This is a genomic window from Paenibacillus sp. CMM36 (genome assembly GCF_053570945.1).
In genome coordinates this window covers 107,216-122,986 of sequence record NZ_JBSEDY010000011.1, presented here as the reverse complement: position 1 = coordinate 122,986, position 15,771 = coordinate 107,216, and the positions used below count along the sequence as shown (strand labels likewise).

The window sequence follows — 15,771 nt, the reverse complement described above, 5'->3', positions numbered from 1 at the left end:
GGTATGAAGTTGAAAAAATGGCCGTTAGTATTCATGATAGGTATTCTCATGCTGTTATCCGTAGGCTGGAACAGTGGAGTATCTTATGCGAAATATTATTACGAATACACTTGGGATCAGTACAAGGGGACTGAAATCAAGACGTACAGGCTGACACCAGTAGCTGGAAGAGCCGGATTCATGGATCAGGAAAAGGCCTTAGCTGCTATTGGCAAAACCCCGAATGTGTATGGAAAGTTCAGTGGCTATAGAACAGAGAAAACAACTGAAATTGCAACCAAGAGTGTAACAGATGAGGTTTATAAATATGCAGTTGTTGATTTTATTAGCGACAAGGAGCCAGAAACTGTAGAATACGTTAATCCAAAAGGTGGAGTTCCTCATACATGGAACGGAACCGATGAGATTCGAATTTTTATGAGAGGGTCTGAGGCAGCTTCTTTGGCAGAGCTGTTTTATGAGGGAACTCCAAGTGAAGGACGCTATCATTTTAATGCTGACGATGTCTACTTAGTTACATTCTGGTCCAACACAGTAAAATCAATCACTGGAATGTCTGCTGAAGCGCTAGTTGAGGAAGGCCCCCCTGCGTTTATAAATCGAGAGTTGGTTGGTCAAATAAAAGGCAAAGATCCTGCTGCCTATCCACAAAATGGGGCTTTAAACGGCTACTTTTATGTTTATAAGGGTTCTGAGTTTAAAGAGAATTAAAACAGCAGACAGGATTTTATAAGTATATATGTACACGAGAACGAGATAACATTTTGTATTCTTCAAGCGAATGCGGATACAGATGTTATCTCTTTTTTTATTTGTATACGGGATCAACATAGTAACACAAAAAGATGATAAATATTTAATTACCAATGAAAACCATTGTTTAGTGATAGGGAATTACGGCTTAAAAAAAGATGGTGAATAAACAGGATAGTAGATTGCCAAAACTACTTTTTTTACTGGCTTTATTCAATCCTAGGGAGATTATTCCGATAATTCAAGTATATACAGTTTGGTGTTAACAGTAATGAAAAACCGATTGAAAACAAGAGAGACTAATTTTCAAAGTTGATATGAAAGTACAGGCGAAAGTGGCTCAGTGCTATCTAGTAAAGGAGGTGTAATGATTCCGAATAATGAATTATGAAAAAAAGTTAAAACAAATTAGGCATTACATGGCTGGTTTACTGGCTGTCTGGTTGTTCTGTATACATAGTGCGCCTGTTTTTGCGGACAGAGCCTTTAACGATATCGAACATTCCTATGCAGCTGATGCGATTGAGGCCATGGCTGCTCAAGGTTATGTTACGGGATATCAGGATGGGAGCTTTCGACCTTTACATTTTATCTCGCGACAGGAATGGGCAAGCATTTTCGCTAAAACCTTAAAGCGAACATCGAATAACAGAGGCGTAACTTCTTTTCGTGATGTGTCACCATGGGCTCTACCTTATGTACAGGCCTTACAGGAAGAGAGCATTACGAAAGGAATTAGTGATCAATTATTCGGTGCCAAGCACAATATGACTCGTCAGGATATGGCCGTTTGGTATGCCCGCTATTTTGGTGTTACTGAAGATACCCGATCGGCTGGTATATCCAGTTTTGTGGATCAATCTGATATATCAGATTATGCACAAACGAGCGTATGGCTGATGGAACGGCTGGAACTGATCGAGGGAGATACGAATCACTATTTCCATCCTAAAGAGTCTGTGAGACGGCAGGATGCCACGCTGGTTGCTTATCGAATATGGTTAGGCGGTGACGGTCTGAGAGAACGTGCCAAGCGTTTGCTAGGGTCATTAGGAGATGGAACTGCAACGATGCCTCAGACGACCAGCCAACAAGAATCGAAGAAGATCGAGGTCGATGTGACACCGGAAATTAGTCAACAACCTGTGAATTCGGAAGTCGAGGAGCCTAAAAGGCATCGCCCAAGCCCTGATTCACCAGCATCTCCGGTGACACCACCAGAACCGAAGCCGGAACCGTCGGTGACACCGCCGGGACCTAAACCCAAACCACCAGTAATTCCGGTAGATCCACCGGATCATTCTTCGGATTTTCTGGTAGATGAGGTCGTGATCAAGGCGCAGGAGCTGGTAAATCAACCGGAGACATACCCTTCGTATCAGCTATCTTTTCAGCTCTACAATAAAGGGCGACCCGTAAGCATTCCTGCTGCCAGCGTCACAAGTGTTACGTACACATTTAGTGATGGGTTAGGTATTTTTGATGAACAAGGGAAAATTGCACATCCCGAAAATATTCCGGTTGCGGACAGCTTCATTCCTGTAGAAATGAAGGTCACCGTTGCCAAACCTTATCAGGTCCTTACAGCTCAGGCCAAGCTAATCGTGAAAGGGAAGACTCCGCCGGCAGAGCCACCGAACGTAATCAGGTCCGTATACTTGGCTACGTATACCATTTCAGAGGCTGCTACTTTAGATCCTGCTGCTTGGAATATGTCCTACGTATTTCATAATGCTAATGGAGAGGTTATAGCTCCTGGATTGCTGCCCTCAGACTTGATACTTCGGGTAGAGGATTCCAGAGGAATATTTGATGAGGATGGGAAGATTGCCAACCTGCATTTGATTCCGACAGTAAACTCGGTCATTCCATTAAAGATCACGGTTGAGTCGCCATCTCAAGGGGTTCACTTCACATCTGATGCGGAATTAACGGTAGAACCCGGGGAACGCAAAAAGCAATACTTTGCTGTCTCCATCATGCTGCAGGGAAGCGCGACGACGGTAGATCAAATCAAGCAAGCGCGTCAATTGCTGATGGACCACTTTGGTCCCAATGTCAAAGTGACGTGGGCGATGGAAAACGGATTTGTTTTTGTAGAAGCAAATCGCCCGCAGCTTAAACAGGTTTTGGCATTCGTCGATCAGTATGGAGATGAAGTCGGAATGTTGGATGGGTATCCGAACCAGTTAAAGTTTCCTATTTGGGAAGCTCGAATGGACGAGTGGATGTATATGTATCGTTACAATGCATTCAATGAGCTGCACCAATCCGGTACAATGGGATCACCATCGGTGTTTGAAAGCATGGATACAGACCAATATCGGAAGTATCTTCCGAAATCATTGACCAGCTTTACGGTAAATCCCGAACAGACTCAATGGCTTAAAGATCACTATCGGATTACTTCCGCGATGGGATGGTCGGCTACACAATATAATGTGAACGGTATGTATGGTGAGGGCTCTCCATTGATGCCTTACTGGTCCCATAAGGACAATCCAATTGTTCCCGCACAGGGACTAGCAGATAATAGCGGTACCGTATTCATGAACTCGGTTACGATTGATCCGATTGGATCACGCTATACGAAAGATTCCTCACGCTGGACTCTTCATCCGCTTGACCCATATGTGACTGAGACGGATGCAGCACCACAACTGTATATAGTACAGCAATATTTGGATAACCCTTATCAACGTATAAATACGGTAAGCTACTTGTCCATTATTTTGGACATCAACGCACTTGCCAACACCCATAACATGGCTCCAATATGGGAGAATTTTGTGAACCACTTCCCTGTTGATCGCAAGGTTGAGATTGTAGGCGTGGACGGGCTGAAACAGATTTATGAATCGGTAGCAGGATCCAATAATGATCATACGGAGTTTACGCTCATGTTTAGAGGCTCAGGTATTAAGACGGCTATGGATTCCAATAATTCACCAGCAAATCTGCGCTATTTGTGGACCGAAAATGCCTCACAGCGGATTATTTTATCCAAAGAGGATGGAGATGCGGCATGGTCCATTATTGACTTTACCGATTATACCCGAAAACCGGTTCCGAAGATGGACTACAACTTGGATGGTCACACGGACGTAAGCTATGTCACCGGAAGGAACTTCAAGCTATGTCCAACTGCTCCTTTAACAGCGGATGAAATTCAACGCGTAAAGGATCGTTTGAAGGATATTTACTTTGCAGAAGAAGTAAATTATCAGTAAGTAATTGGAAAGAGTTAAGAGCTGAGGTTTTATGAAAAAGGGGTGTCCCCAAAGCCATCGAAATGGCTGTGGGGACACCCCTTTGTTTTAGAGAAAAGGTTTTACACCCACTCAATAACCTGATCTACAGGTCGCCGAGTTTTGCCACGCGGCTCGTTGAGACGGTAGCCAAATGCCACCATACAAGAAATACCGAAATGCTTGGCATCCATAATGCCTTCTTCAGAGAGGATGCGTTCGATTTCCTGTTTATTAAAACCTTCGATAGGGCAGGAATCAATGCCGATTTGGGCTGCGGCAGTCATCATGTTGCCCAGTGCGATGTAGGTTTGTCGGCAGCCCCACTCGAACAAGGCTCTTTTGTTTTCCTCCAGCGCAAAATCTGATTTTAGGAAGGCGTCATATACTTTCTCTTTGCCTTGCATCACTTCAGCTGGTAATTGCTGCACGTTCTCCATCATACTCTTGATATAATCGGAGGAGGCTATCATATCTTCAGGAAGTCTAGAGAGGATGAGTACAAAATGGCTGGCTGTTGGCAGTTGTTTTTGGGCCCCCCAAGAGTAAGGCAGTAGCTTCTCACGCATAGCTTTACTCTGAACGACAACAAATTTCCAGGGTTCAAAGCCAAACGAGCTTGGAGATAAACGACCGGTTTCAAGAATAAAATCAAAATCGGAATCGCTAATTTTCTTATGACTATCAAATTCCTTCGTTGCATGTCTGAACTCGTATGCGGATAAGATTTGATCTTTAGTAGTAGCTAAGGTTTCCATCGTTATTCCACTCCTTATGGATGTTGATTAAAATTGACGCTTACCAAGTGACATGCTTAATATTAGAATATACATGACCGTTTTTGAAGTACGCACATTAATGTGCTGTAGTATATAAAATGATACTAAGGAGGAGAAAAGCCTATGCGTAATCGGAAAGGCGGCTTTGGGGAATGTACCGCTGGAAATGATCAGGCGTGTCCAGTTGAGTTCACGCTGGACGTGATTGGGGGCAAATGGAAAGGGATTATTTTGTATCATCTCATGTATGGGACTAAGCGATTTAGTGATTTTCGGCGGATATGTCCGGGGATCACCCAGCGTATGCTGACACTCCAATTGCGCGAGCTGGAAGAGGATGGTGTCGTTCACCGTGAAGTATACCAGCAGGTTCCGCCTAAGGTTGAATACTCTCTCACCGAATTCGGGAAAACGCTCATACCGATTATTAACTTGATGAAAGATTGGGGAGAAGAATATAAAACAAAACAGCGATCACCAGAAAGCAGTCTTCAGCAACCTAGCCCCAATGTGTAGGTTTTTGAAGACGGCTCCACGAAAAAGACCTGGCCATCATTTTGGCAGGTCTTTTGGTTTATTAAAAAGGAATGTGCAAAGTTCGTTTTTCAGTTGACAGCAAGGACGACGCTTGATATATTTCTTACGATATTGATAATCATTATCATATGTATCGGGAGATCATCTGCACAATATATAGGGGGCTAATCAGTTGAAAAGGAAATCGTATTTTATGATGACAGCTATGTTACTTGTATTGTCTGTATTCATCAGCGCTTGCGGCGGAAATAATAATGGAAGTAATCCGGCTTCATCTTCAGGAGATAAGCAAGAGTCGGCTTCTACTGGAGAGACGAGAAGCTTTAAAACGGTTAAAGGGGATATTCAAATTCCGACCAAGCCACAGCGCATTGTAACGGATTTTTACGGTGGAGAATTGCTGTCCGTGGGTGCTAACGTGGTGGGTGTAGAGCCGACTGCGTTTCAAAATCCTTTTCTGACCGATTTGCTGAAGGAACAAGGAACCAAAGAGGTGGGTGATCCGACCAATTTGGAAAAGACGTTGGAACTCAAACCCGATCTGATCGTGGTTATGAAGGATACGAATTATGAGGCTTTGTCTAAAATTGCACCTACCCTGTACATTCCGTACGGCACGACGACTAATATTTATGATACGGTCAAGCTGTTCGGCGATATCACCGGGGAAAAGGAGAAGGCTGAGCAATTTATTGCTGCATTTGATAAAAAGGCCGCTGAAGGTCGCGCACGTCTTAAAGGTGTGATTGACGAAAAGGCAACTTTCGGTCTGTATGAGCTGACGGACAAGCATGCACTTTGGATCTTTGGCGACAATGCGGGTCGCGGTGGACAAGCCGTGTACAATGCGCTCAAACTGAACTTGCCAAAGAAAACAGTGAACTCCAAGGAACAAACGGTACAGCTTTCGATGGAGGTATTGCCGCAGTATGACGCAGATTATATGTTCCTGACTACGTATGACCCGGAGAAAAAGGGTGACGCGCTCAAGCAACTGAAGTCGTCCGCTGTATGGGGGAATCTTCCTGCGGTGAAGAACAATAGAGTGTTCTTTAACGATTTTGATACGTATTATCGCTATGATCCAATCGCTATTACAGGACAGATTGATATGATCGTAGATATGCTGGTCGAAAGAGAAAAAGAGAATAAAGCTAAACAATAAGCAGATTCTGCGCTATAACAAATTGTTGAAATAGATAAGAGATCGCATATTATACACAGTATATAGCATTAAAAACCAGTCCAACATGAATCATGTTTGGACTGGTTTTTGATTTACTATTTTGTCGTAATTTCAATAGTATCTTCTTTTTGTATCCAATCTACCTTGGCCCCCAGCGTTTCGCTGATCAGCCTTAATGGAAGATAACCAATACCATTCACCATGAAGGGCGGATTGGTAAGCTTTACAGCCTTACCGTTCACTTTTGCTTGGCTGGTTTTGAAATTTATTTCTAGAAAGACAGGGTGATCTTCTGCCTTGGACTGATCTATTTTTGCTATTTTGCTGTTGAAATCATAAGCGATCTCGGCCCCCAGTTTATCAAAAACAGAACGAAGGGGAATAAACGCTTGCCCGTTGCGGGTAATGACACCATTACTCAGAGAGACAGGCGAACCATTGAGACGGACAAGAATCGGTTTTTGTACAGGAACTGGTGAACTATACAGAAACTCATAGTCTCCTATACCTAGCTGCGCGTGTTTGTTGACACCCCAGCCCCATAAGGCCCCATCTGCTTTTTGCATGATTACGTGCCGTGGACCTGCTTTGATACTTTGAATATTTTTAGCAAGCAATGTAAAGGGGGCGTTGGATGGTAACTTTTCACCATCTAGAGACGCAACATATACATTCCCAGCTGTGGTGAGGGCGAGTATGGAGCGTTCGGCGAAAAAGGCGTCTTTAACATCTTTTACTCCTGATAATAGCACAGGGGTATTTTCATTGTGATAGGTTGTATTATCTGAGTAACCTGTGACCGTTTCACCCCAGAACCATAACCGTCCTTGTCGATCAATCGCGAGATTGGAACTTCCATTGGTCTTAATTATTTTGATGTCCGATAAGGCTTGAATCTGCGATACGGATAAAGTTTCGGACGGAGTTACATTTTTATCAAATTCTTTGGGCCATGTCCATACAGTACCGTCTTTCTTTAAGGCTATGTTTTTGGAGATAGCAGTAATATCCTTTAATGATGGAACAAGCTCGAAGCCCTGCAAGGACCTTGTATTTTTCCATACACTTCCGTCCTTCTTCAAGAAGATCCAGCGTTCCTCATATTGCGGTCTTTTTTCATAGTAACTATCCAATTCTGTAACATTTTCGATGCCGGATAGGGTTTGAAAAGGAGCAAAGTTGCCACCATTTTCGATTCGATCAGCGGATAATACGGTTCCTTCGGCGTTTAGGGCGAGCACATGATCATTCATAATACGCACGTTTATGATGTTTGGTAGTCCTTCCAGAGAAATGAATTTCACGGATTCAGAAATGTTGTTTCTTGGCACATACCAGGCGGAATGATCTTGTAAGGTAAATATCAGATCGCCTTCCTGGATTATATTCGAAAATGTTCTTACAACGTTTGGCTTATCCTCTACACGAGTCGGTACGGATTGATTATAGCCCCATAACCACAAGCTCCCATCGGATTGAATCAGACTCCCGGAATCATAGGAGCGAATACGGGACGCCGATTCATCACCGGCCGCCCATGCACTGGAGCTGAACAATAACAGCGCGATCATACTGATTAACAGAGTACGTCTTTTCATGCGTTTTTCCTCATTTCTTCATCAATGTATATAAGGTTAAATAACGCCTTGGGGAATATCTCCTTATCAATAGACGAAGAATATATAGAAAAGTTTTCCACAAATCGTTGGATTCCAATAAAATAGCCTCCAAACCCACGAGCAGAGGCGGGTTTGAGAGGCTATTTTTTGAGCATGGAAGCAGAATATGACTTGGGACGGGTTCTTCCAATGGTCAGCCCGTTATTCGGCTGCGCACCATCAATAAGGTTTGTTCTTTGATTTGTCCGATTTCACGGAGGAGTGCGGCTGTTTTAGCTTCGTAGGATTGTTTGACATCCAAATCTTTCAGCGAAGCAAGGTTAATGTCGACGGTAAGCAGGGCAGATTGAGCGGCGGCTTCGAACAGGATCGCGCCGATGCCAAGATCCGAAATCACATTTTTATTGGACACTTCCACAATGTTATAGGCTTGCGACAATCCGTCTCGGCATACTTCCAGCAGGCGCATGGGTACCTCAATGGCAGCGATCACCGCTGTCTGTAAGGAATGGGTACGATAGCGCTTTTCTTCGTCTGTTTCCTTGGGCAAACGCAGGGCAGTCATATACTGTTCAAAGGATTGGATGTCTGCGACCATTAATTCCTCACAATGTGTAGACAATCTTTCCATGCTGCTAATGACGTCCGTGATTTGTTCATGGATGTGCGCGTATTTTTCTCCTTGTGAAAGGTTGGCGGTCATGGAGGTCATAGCCGCGCCTAGTGCCGCAGCCAGTGCGGATACACTTCCTCCGCCAGGGGTAGGAGCTGCACTTGCAGCCTCTTTCAGAAAATGTCCGATGGAATGATTCCACGACAGTTCACTCATGAGTAAACCACCTCTCTGGAGTAGTGTTGCAGATGTATTGCTTTGAGCAGATTTTTGTACAAAATCGCAGTCGTTAAGGTGCCAACACCGCCGGGAACCGGAGAAATAGCATGTACTTTTTCCCCCACGTCTAAAGCGGCATCTCCCACTATTTTTCCCTCTAGCGTCTCATTAATTCCCGCATCTACCAAAATCAAACCGGGATGAACCATATCTTGCGTAATCACATCAGGGCATCCGACTGCCACGAAGGCAATGTCTGCATGGCTCAGATGCTCTGCAATATCACGCGTACCTGCATGACAGGCGGTAACGGTGGCGTTTTCTCTTTGCAACATGTGGAAAAGGGGAAGTCCCACTGTCTGTCCGATGCCCACGAGCGTGACATTTTTGCCTGCCAATGTGTGACCGTAATGCTTGAGCAGCTCGATACAGGCTTGAGGTGTTGCGGGATATAGTCCGGCGTCACCTGTTACAGTAGCCAGCTTGTTATCGGGTGTAATCCCATCAATATCCTTGTAGGGGGCAATGGATTGTTTAATAACGGAGGCGGAAAGATGTTGGGGAAGCGGCAGTTCCAGCATAATGCCATGTACATGGGATGCATCGTTCAGACTGCCGATCAGGTGCAGTAGCTCGGTTTCGCTAACATGACGATCAAACGTATGGAGATGAAATGAGATGCCCAGCTTCTCCGCTATTTTTTGCTTGGTCCGTGCATAGTATGCAGATGCCGGATCACCTTCTACCAATAGGGTTGCCAGATGGGGACGGTGTCCTTGCTGCTTCATTTCTTCTACCTGTGAACGGATCGTTGCATATACTTGCTCAGCTGCTTCTTTGGATTTCATGATAATAGCCATAGTCCGAGCCTCCTCTGAATTTATTGCATAATGGAATCAACAGGGTGTCATGGTCTTGTAAAACGAAAAAAAGTATTTGCACAAGGTCGTCAAGACAGACGAATCCTCTGCAAATACTTCTCCCAGGCGAACGGTACGCTTTTTTTGTATGCTCCCTCGTGGTTCATTCCACTGACTTCGCCAGTCACATACAGCGTTATTATACCTTATATTTTAACAAACAATCATCAGAAAAGAAACCCGCGAACATTTGGAAAACGGGTTATGTTACTTGTCTATATGACAAATGTCATATACACGAACTGACGTTTATGACTACAGCGCCTAGAGCGTTCTCCTTATACTGAGATTAGATCAACATGTACGCCTAACAGGATCAAGGTATAGGCGTCATCTTTAAGGAGGATCATAATGAGTATGACACAACTCCCATTAGCCCAATTGAAAAAAAATATGGCTCCCTACGAGAAAATAAACACGAAATCCAGCGTTCTGCAACTTATCAATACCTTGGGTCCACTGATCCTATTGTGGTATGCTGCTTATCTTAGCCTGTCGGTCTCGTACTGGCTGACGCTTCCCATTGCCATTGTTGCATCGGGGTTTGTGGTACGGACGTTTATTATTTTTCATGATTGTGGTCATCAATCCTTCTTCAAAAGCCGCAAGCTGAACGACATTGTGGGAACGATTACAGGTATTATTACGCTCTGCCCTTATCACCAATGGAAAAATAGTCACGCGATCCACCATGCAACCAGCAGTAATCTGGATAAAAGAGGCACAGGTGACATGTGGGTGCTTACGGTAGAAGAGTACACAGAGGCTTCCACATGGACACGGTTGGCCTATCGCATATACCGAAATCCTTGGGTTATGTTCGGACTAGGTCCGATCTATACTTTTTTGATTTCCTATCGCTTTAATATCAAGACAGCCAAACGCAAGGAAAAAATGAACACTCATGTGACGAATATATCCATCGTTGCATTGTATGCACTGTTGTGCTGGGCTATTGGATGGCAGGCCTTCCTTCTCGTACAGGCACCTATCTTTTTTGTATCCGGTATGTTGGGAATCTGGTTGTTCTATGTACAACATCAATTTGAGGATTCGTATTTTGAGCACGATGAAGAGTGGAGTTATATTAATGCAGCCGTAGAAGGCAGTTCTTACTACAAGCTTCCTAAAGTATTGCAATGGATTACGGGCAATATCGGATTTCATCACGTTCATCACCTGAGTCCCAAAGTTCCAAATTATAATTTGGAAAAAGCACATGAAGCGACACCGTTACTTCAAAAGGCGACCACGATCACAGTGAGTAGCAGTCTGCAATCGTTGAAGTTCCGACTTTGGGATGAAAATACGAAAACCTTTTTGACCTTTAAACAAGTGAAGCCGCTCCTCAGCAAACGTGTAGCAGTTACGAAACCCATGCCTACACCTGTTGTAGGCACAGAAAGAAAATAACATTGAACAAAACCTGGTATGATAAGATAAGGAATATAAGTCATGTGAAGTAGAAGAGGGTGGGCAGGATGCAAAAATGGTATCAGATCTTCCAAAGAAATACAGGGCTTAGCCCTTATGTTTGGGTCGTCTTTTACATCCTGCCCTTTTACTACTTTAGCTCTTCATCTACAGGTCATATTATTTTGGGTACTGCTATTATTTTGGTATTCTTTGCATGTTATGTACTGGCTTTTGTCTCAAAAGGCTGGCTCATATACTTTTGGACCAGTGTACAGATTGCCATATCGATTACCATGACACTGCTGTTCAGCTATATGTACTTTTCCATATTTATCGCCTATTTGATCGGTAATATTAAAAGTAAGGCTGCATTTACGACGCTGTATATTATTTTAATGGTTATTACGATTGGATTGATCAATTATGGTTTTGTTTCTCAGAATCCCGTTTTTATTAAACAGATTCCTTTTATCCTGCTTAATCTGATCGGTGTGATTCTCCTTCCGATTACGAATTTTAATCGCAACAAAAGCGATCGGCTCCAAGTCCAATTGGAGGATGCCAATAAGAAAATATCGGAATTGATTAAGCTGGAGGAACGGCAAAGAATTGCGCGTGACCTGCACGATACCTTAGGTCAGAAGTTGTCACTCATTGGGCTGAAGAGCGATTTGGCGGGCAAACTGATGGATCAGTACCCGGAGCGGGCGCATGTCGAAATTAACGATGTTCGTCTCACGGCAAGAAGCGCGTTAAAAGAGGTACGGGAAATGGTTACTCAAATGCGCGGTATGCGACTAGAGGATGAGCTACTACGTATTCGGCAGATTTTAAAGGCTGCTCACATTGAATTAACTCTAGAGGGCGACCCGAAGCTGGAGCATACATCATTAATGAATGAAAATGTTCTTAGCATGTGTATGAAGGAAGCCGTAACCAATGTAGTGAAACACAGTGGAGCTACCGCTTGCTCCATCACGATTGAGCCGTCTCGTAAGGAATTAACTCTTCGGATTCAGGATAATGGAGTCGGTATTACGAGAGAAAATGGAACCCTTCGTGGAAACGGCCTGCAAGGTATGAAGGAAAGGCTCGAATTCGTGAACGGATGTATGGAGCTGCGTTCAGATCAGGGAACGACCTTGGTCATTAAAGTGCCCAATATCCCTGAAAAGCCGAACGAGGAGGTGGGGCCATGATTCGAATTGTCATTGCAGAAGACCAGCGTATGCTGCTGGGTGCTCTAGCTTCTCTGCTAGACTTGGAAGAGGACATGAAAGTAGTCGGAAAAGCAAGCAACGGGGAAGAAGCTATAGAACTGGTGAAGCTGCATCAACCGGATATATGCATTATGGACATCGAAATGCCAATAAAGAGCGGATTGGATGCGGCTGAAGAACTCAAAGGCTTGAACTGCAAGATGCTGATTTTAACTACGTTTGCCCGCCCTGGGTATTTTGAACGAGCGATCAAGGCGGGGACACACGGTTATCTACTCAAGGACAGTCCCAGTGAAGAGCTGGCTTCCTCCATTCGCAGTATTATGGCAGGTCGGCGTATCTATGCTCCGGAACTGGTCGATGATGCTTATGCCGAAGTCAACCCGCTAACAGAGCGTGAAAAGACCGTCTTGGCGCTCATCGCTGACGGAAAGAACACAAAAGAGATTGCTGGTGAACTGTATTTAACGACAGGGACGGTGCGCAATTATATTTCAGTCATTCTCGATAAGTTGGGTGTCAGTAACCGGATCGAAGCGATTACACGTTTTAATGAAAAAGGTTGGTTTAAATGAGAAACAGAGACGCTATGAAGCAAAATATAGCGCTCTGTTTTTTTGTTTTATCCATAGATTTGGTATGCCTTTAGCGTACTACCTTGTGATACAATAGGATAGTTGTCCACAGGATGGACTGGAGTACAAGGAGGAGCAGAACCGCATGAAACAAGCCCCATTTATAGCCGTTGAAGGGCCCATCGGAGCAGGCAAAACGACGTTAGCTTCGATGCTTTCAACCGAGCTACATTGGCCGATAATCAAAGAGATTGTCGAGGAGAACCCATTTCTCGATAAATTTTATCAGAATATAGATGAGTGGAGTTTCCAGTTGGAAATGTTCTTCCTCTGCAATCGGTATAAGCAGTTGGAGGATACTGGTCTGCAATATATCGAGAAAGCTCAGCCTGTTATTTCTGATTATCATATCTACAAGAATTTGATTTTTGCTGAACGTACGCTTAAGGGTGTGAAGCTCGAAAAATATCGTCAAATCTATCATTTGCTCACAGATGATATGCCTAAGCCGGACATTATCATTTATATCAAAGCAGATTTGGATACCTTGCTGGGGAGAATTCGCAAGCGTGCACGCTCTTTTGAACAGGAGATGGACCCTGCCTATCTGGAGCAATTGATCATAGATTATGATAAAGGCATGCAGTTTCTCGCTGAACAGTCCCCTTCCCCTCGTATATTGACCGTGAACGGGAATGAAATTGATTTTGTAGAAAATCAGGCACAATTTAAACAAATTGTTTCCGATGTAAAGGAGCTTATATAGTGAATAATTACAACATTCCTGCAAATGCCTTGATTACGGTAGCGGGCACAGTGGGTGTAGGTAAATCCACGTTGACCGGTGCTTTGGCCGGACGCCTTGGTTTTAAAACCTCTTTGGAGCAGGTCGATCATAATCCCTATCTGGAGAAATTTTATCACGATTTCGAAAGATGGAGCTTTCATTTGCAAATTTATTTTCTCGCGGAACGCTTCAAGGAACAAAAGAATATTTTCCTGTCTGGTGGAGGCTTTGTGCAGGATCGTTCTATTTATGAGGATACAGGCATTTTTGCGAAAATGCATGCCGATCAGGGAACGATGAATCCTACCGATTATGAAACGTATACTAGCCTGTTTGAGGCGATGGTGATGACACCGTTTTTCCCTCACCCTGATGTGCTGATCTATCTGGAAGGCAGTTTGCCCTCCATTCTGAGTCGGATTGAGGAGCGCGGTCGCGAGATGGAGATCCAGACCGAGCGTTCTTATTGGGAGCAAATGCATCGCAGATATTCCAATTGGATCAACGAATTTGATGCCTGTCCTGTACTGCGTCTGAACATTGATGAGTATGATGTACATGACCCTGCTTCCATGGATGCTATTTTGGAAGAAGTAGGAAAAGTAATATCAAAAAAATAGAGATATAACCCCAAATAACTGACAGGGACTGTGGTACAATCAGTATAAATTAAGCTGATAGACCGCAGTCTTTTTTTGTCGAATAAACATGTTGAAGCACGAGATATGGCTAACGGTATAGTGGACAAGTTTAGGCTGGAATGCGAGAATAGGTACATATGAATTGTAATGACTCACGGGAAGGATGGGATACTGTGATGCGTTTTGGTATTGTTGGAACCAACTGGATAACAGAGAGGTTTATTCAAGCTGCGATGGAGACGGACGAATTTTCCCTGACGGCGGTATACTCACGCACAGAGGATAAGGGCAAAGCTTTTGCTGACAAATATAACAGCCAGCCGGAGGTTTTTACAGACCTGGCGCAAATGGCCGCAAGTGACCAGGTCGATGCCGTATATATTGCCAGCCCCAATTCCTTACATGCGGAGCAGGCGATCTTATGTATGAATCACGGAAAGCACGTGTTGTGTGAGAAACCTTTTGCGTCTAATGCAGCAGAGGTGAAGAGTATGATCGAAGCCGCGCGCAACAACGATGTTCTGCTGATGGAGGCCGTTAAATCCACACTTATGCCTAACTTTAAAATAATAAAGGATCATATGTATAAAATAGGCCGGGTTCGGCGTTATTTTGCAAGCTACTGTCAATACTCCTCCCGCTTTGATGCTTTTAAGCAAGGTAAGGTATTGAATGCGTTTAACCCGGCCTTTTCCAATGGTTCCCTGATGGACCTTGGCGTGTATTGTTTGTATCCTATGGTGACTTTGTTCGGCAAACCTGAGGAGGTTCGGGCGGTTGGTGTGCTTTTATCCTCTGGTGTCGATGGCGAGGGCAGTATCGTGATGAAGTATCCTGATATGGATGCTATCGTCATGTATTCCAAAATTACAGATTCCTATCTGCCTGCTGAAATTCAGGGTGAGAATGGAACGATGGTGATCGACAAAATCAGTCAGCCCTATGAGGTGAAAATTCATTATCGGGACGGCACGATTGAGGATCTGACCAAAGCTCAGACGCGTGAGCCCATGTATTATGAAATTCAGGAATTTATAGATCTGATCAAGATTGGTGAACGCAACAGTTCCATTAACTCTTTGGAGTGTTCACTTACAGTCGCTGAAGTGATGGAGGAGGCAAGACAACAATTCGGCCTTCGTTATGAAGCAGATTTGAAAAATACTTCTGCACATTAGTCAGTGGAATGATCGAAATTGCAATGCACAAAGGGCTGCCGATTTTGCAAACTTTGCAAATATACGGTTAGCCTTATTTG

Annotated in this window: 14 protein-coding genes and 1 riboswitch; of the genes, 10 read left to right on the top strand and 4 right to left on the bottom strand. The window is 44.0% G+C overall.

The genetic code is table 11. From position 1 onward, the window contains the following. The first annotated feature begins 3 nt into the window (after positions 1–3). Together ACWA2B_RS20175 and ACWA2B_RS20170 are read left to right on the top strand one after the other, a co-directional pair. Positions 4–711, top strand: a complete 708-nt coding sequence (locus ACWA2B_RS20175) for a hypothetical protein (protein ID WP_029517090.1) — start codon at positions 4–6, stop codon at positions 709–711. Between the two features lie 422 nt (positions 712–1,133). Next, a complete protein-coding gene (locus ACWA2B_RS20170; protein WP_318628233.1) occupies positions 1,134–3,983 on the top strand; it encodes an S-layer homology domain-containing protein in 2,850 nt (949 codons plus the stop codon). A 101-nt stretch (positions 3,984–4,084) separates the two neighbouring features. Here the strand turns inward: ACWA2B_RS20170 and ACWA2B_RS20165 are convergent, their stop codons facing one another. Continuing rightward, positions 4,085–4,759 carry an NAD(P)H-dependent oxidoreductase gene (locus tag ACWA2B_RS20165; RefSeq protein WP_069012902.1) on the bottom strand — a complete coding sequence of 225 codons (675 nt, stop codon included), beginning with the start codon at positions 4,757–4,759 and terminating at the stop codon, positions 4,085–4,087. A gap of 144 nt (positions 4,760–4,903) precedes the next feature. Between ACWA2B_RS20165 and ACWA2B_RS20160 the strand changes: the two genes are divergently transcribed. Together ACWA2B_RS20160 and ACWA2B_RS20155 are read left to right on the top strand one after the other, a co-directional pair. After that, positions 4,904–5,296, top strand: a complete 393-nt coding sequence (locus ACWA2B_RS20160; protein ID WP_068938572.1) for a winged helix-turn-helix transcriptional regulator — start codon at positions 4,904–4,906, stop codon at positions 5,294–5,296. A 193-nt stretch (positions 5,297–5,489) separates the two neighbouring features. Next, positions 5,490–6,482 (top strand): ABC transporter substrate-binding protein, encoded by a 993-nt coding sequence (locus ACWA2B_RS20155; RefSeq protein ID WP_449292563.1) that lies wholly within the window; start codon positions 5,490–5,492, stop codon positions 6,480–6,482. A 116-nt stretch (positions 6,483–6,598) separates the two neighbouring features. Here the strand turns inward: ACWA2B_RS20155 and ACWA2B_RS20150 are convergent, their stop codons facing one another. From ACWA2B_RS20150 to ACWA2B_RS20140, 3 genes are all read right to left on the bottom strand, one after another. Next, positions 6,599–8,101: a stalk domain-containing protein gene (locus ACWA2B_RS20150; RefSeq protein WP_069012903.1), complete on the bottom strand. Its 1,503-nt coding sequence runs from the start codon at positions 8,099–8,101 to the stop codon at positions 6,599–6,601. Between the two features lie 214 nt (positions 8,102–8,315). After that, entirely contained in the window at positions 8,316–8,951 is a 636-nt protein-coding gene (locus ACWA2B_RS20145; protein ID WP_069012904.1) for a cyclodeaminase/cyclohydrolase family protein, read from the bottom strand. Continuing rightward, the gene (locus ACWA2B_RS20140; protein WP_029517626.1) at positions 8,948–9,814 is read right to left on the bottom strand and encodes a bifunctional 5,10-methylenetetrahydrofolate dehydrogenase/5,10-methenyltetrahydrofolate cyclohydrolase; all 867 of its coding nucleotides are present in this window, start codon (positions 9,812–9,814) and stop codon (positions 8,948–8,950) included. Before ACWA2B_RS20140 ends, ACWA2B_RS20145 begins: the two co-directional genes overlap by 4 nt. A gap of 113 nt (positions 9,815–9,927) precedes the next feature. Beyond that, positions 9,928–10,012, bottom strand: a riboswitch (ZMP/ZTP riboswitch). 213 nt (positions 10,013–10,225) lie between these two features. Between ACWA2B_RS20140 and ACWA2B_RS20135 the strand changes: the two genes are divergently transcribed. The 6 genes from ACWA2B_RS20135 to ACWA2B_RS20110 all read left to right on the top strand — a co-directional run bounded on the left by ACWA2B_RS20135 (position 10,226) and on the right by ACWA2B_RS20110 (position 15,691). Beyond that, entirely contained in the window at positions 10,226–11,287 is a 1,062-nt protein-coding gene (locus tag ACWA2B_RS20135; RefSeq protein WP_029517625.1) for a fatty acid desaturase, read from the top strand. A 68-nt stretch (positions 11,288–11,355) separates the two neighbouring features. Beyond that, positions 11,356–12,489 carry a sensor histidine kinase gene (locus ACWA2B_RS20130; protein WP_029517624.1) on the top strand — a complete coding sequence of 378 codons (1,134 nt, stop codon included), beginning with the start codon at positions 11,356–11,358 and terminating at the stop codon, positions 12,487–12,489. Further along, a complete protein-coding gene (locus ACWA2B_RS20125; protein ID WP_029517623.1) occupies positions 12,486–13,085 on the top strand; it encodes a response regulator transcription factor in 600 nt (199 codons plus the stop codon). The genes ACWA2B_RS20130 and ACWA2B_RS20125 overlap by 4 nt, the downstream gene beginning before the upstream one ends. 145 nt (positions 13,086–13,230) lie before the next feature. Then, positions 13,231–13,851 (top strand): deoxynucleoside kinase, encoded by a 621-nt coding sequence (locus tag ACWA2B_RS20120; RefSeq protein ID WP_029517622.1) that lies wholly within the window; start codon positions 13,231–13,233, stop codon positions 13,849–13,851. After that, a complete protein-coding gene (locus tag ACWA2B_RS20115) occupies positions 13,851–14,492 on the top strand; it encodes a deoxynucleoside kinase (RefSeq protein ID WP_013308920.1) in 642 nt (213 codons plus the stop codon). Before ACWA2B_RS20120 ends, ACWA2B_RS20115 begins: the two co-directional genes overlap by 1 nt. A 197-nt stretch (positions 14,493–14,689) precedes the next feature. Next, complete coding sequence (locus tag ACWA2B_RS20110) at positions 14,690–15,691, top strand: Gfo/Idh/MocA family protein (protein ID WP_029517621.1); 1,002 nt, start codon at positions 14,690–14,692, stop codon at positions 15,689–15,691. Positions 15,692–15,771: the final 80 nt, after the last annotated feature.

Excerpts from the sequence above, each read along its gene's own strand:
- ACWA2B_RS20175 (WP_029517090.1), top strand. The coding sequence starts at position 4 with ATGAAGTTGAAAAAATGGCCGTTAGTATTCATGATAGGTATTCTCATG.
- ACWA2B_RS20170 (WP_318628233.1), top strand. The coding sequence starts at position 1,134 with ATGAATTATGAAAAAAAGTTAAAACAAATTAGGCATTACATGGCTGGT.
- ACWA2B_RS20165 (WP_069012902.1), bottom strand. The coding sequence starts at position 4,759 with ATGGAAACCTTAGCTACTACTAAAGATCAAATCTTATCCGCATACGAG.
- ACWA2B_RS20160 (WP_068938572.1), top strand. The coding sequence starts at position 4,904 with ATGCGTAATCGGAAAGGCGGCTTTGGGGAATGTACCGCTGGAAATGAT.
- ACWA2B_RS20150 (WP_069012903.1), bottom strand. The coding sequence starts at position 8,101 with ATGAAAAGACGTACTCTGTTAATCAGTATGATCGCGCTGTTATTGTTC.
- ACWA2B_RS20145 (WP_069012904.1), bottom strand. The coding sequence starts at position 8,951 with ATGAGTGAACTGTCGTGGAATCATTCCATCGGACATTTTCTGAAAGAG.
- ACWA2B_RS20140 (WP_029517626.1), bottom strand. The coding sequence starts at position 9,814 with ATGGCTATTATCATGAAATCCAAAGAAGCAGCTGAGCAAGTATATGCA.
- ACWA2B_RS20135 (WP_029517625.1), top strand. The coding sequence starts at position 10,226 with ATGAGTATGACACAACTCCCATTAGCCCAATTGAAAAAAAATATGGCT.
- ACWA2B_RS20130 (WP_029517624.1), top strand. The coding sequence starts at position 11,356 with ATGCAAAAATGGTATCAGATCTTCCAAAGAAATACAGGGCTTAGCCCT.
- ACWA2B_RS20125 (WP_029517623.1), top strand. The coding sequence starts at position 12,486 with ATGATTCGAATTGTCATTGCAGAAGACCAGCGTATGCTGCTGGGTGCT.
- ACWA2B_RS20120 (WP_029517622.1), top strand. The coding sequence starts at position 13,231 with ATGAAACAAGCCCCATTTATAGCCGTTGAAGGGCCCATCGGAGCAGGC.
- ACWA2B_RS20110 (WP_029517621.1), top strand. The coding sequence starts at position 14,690 with ATGCGTTTTGGTATTGTTGGAACCAACTGGATAACAGAGAGGTTTATT.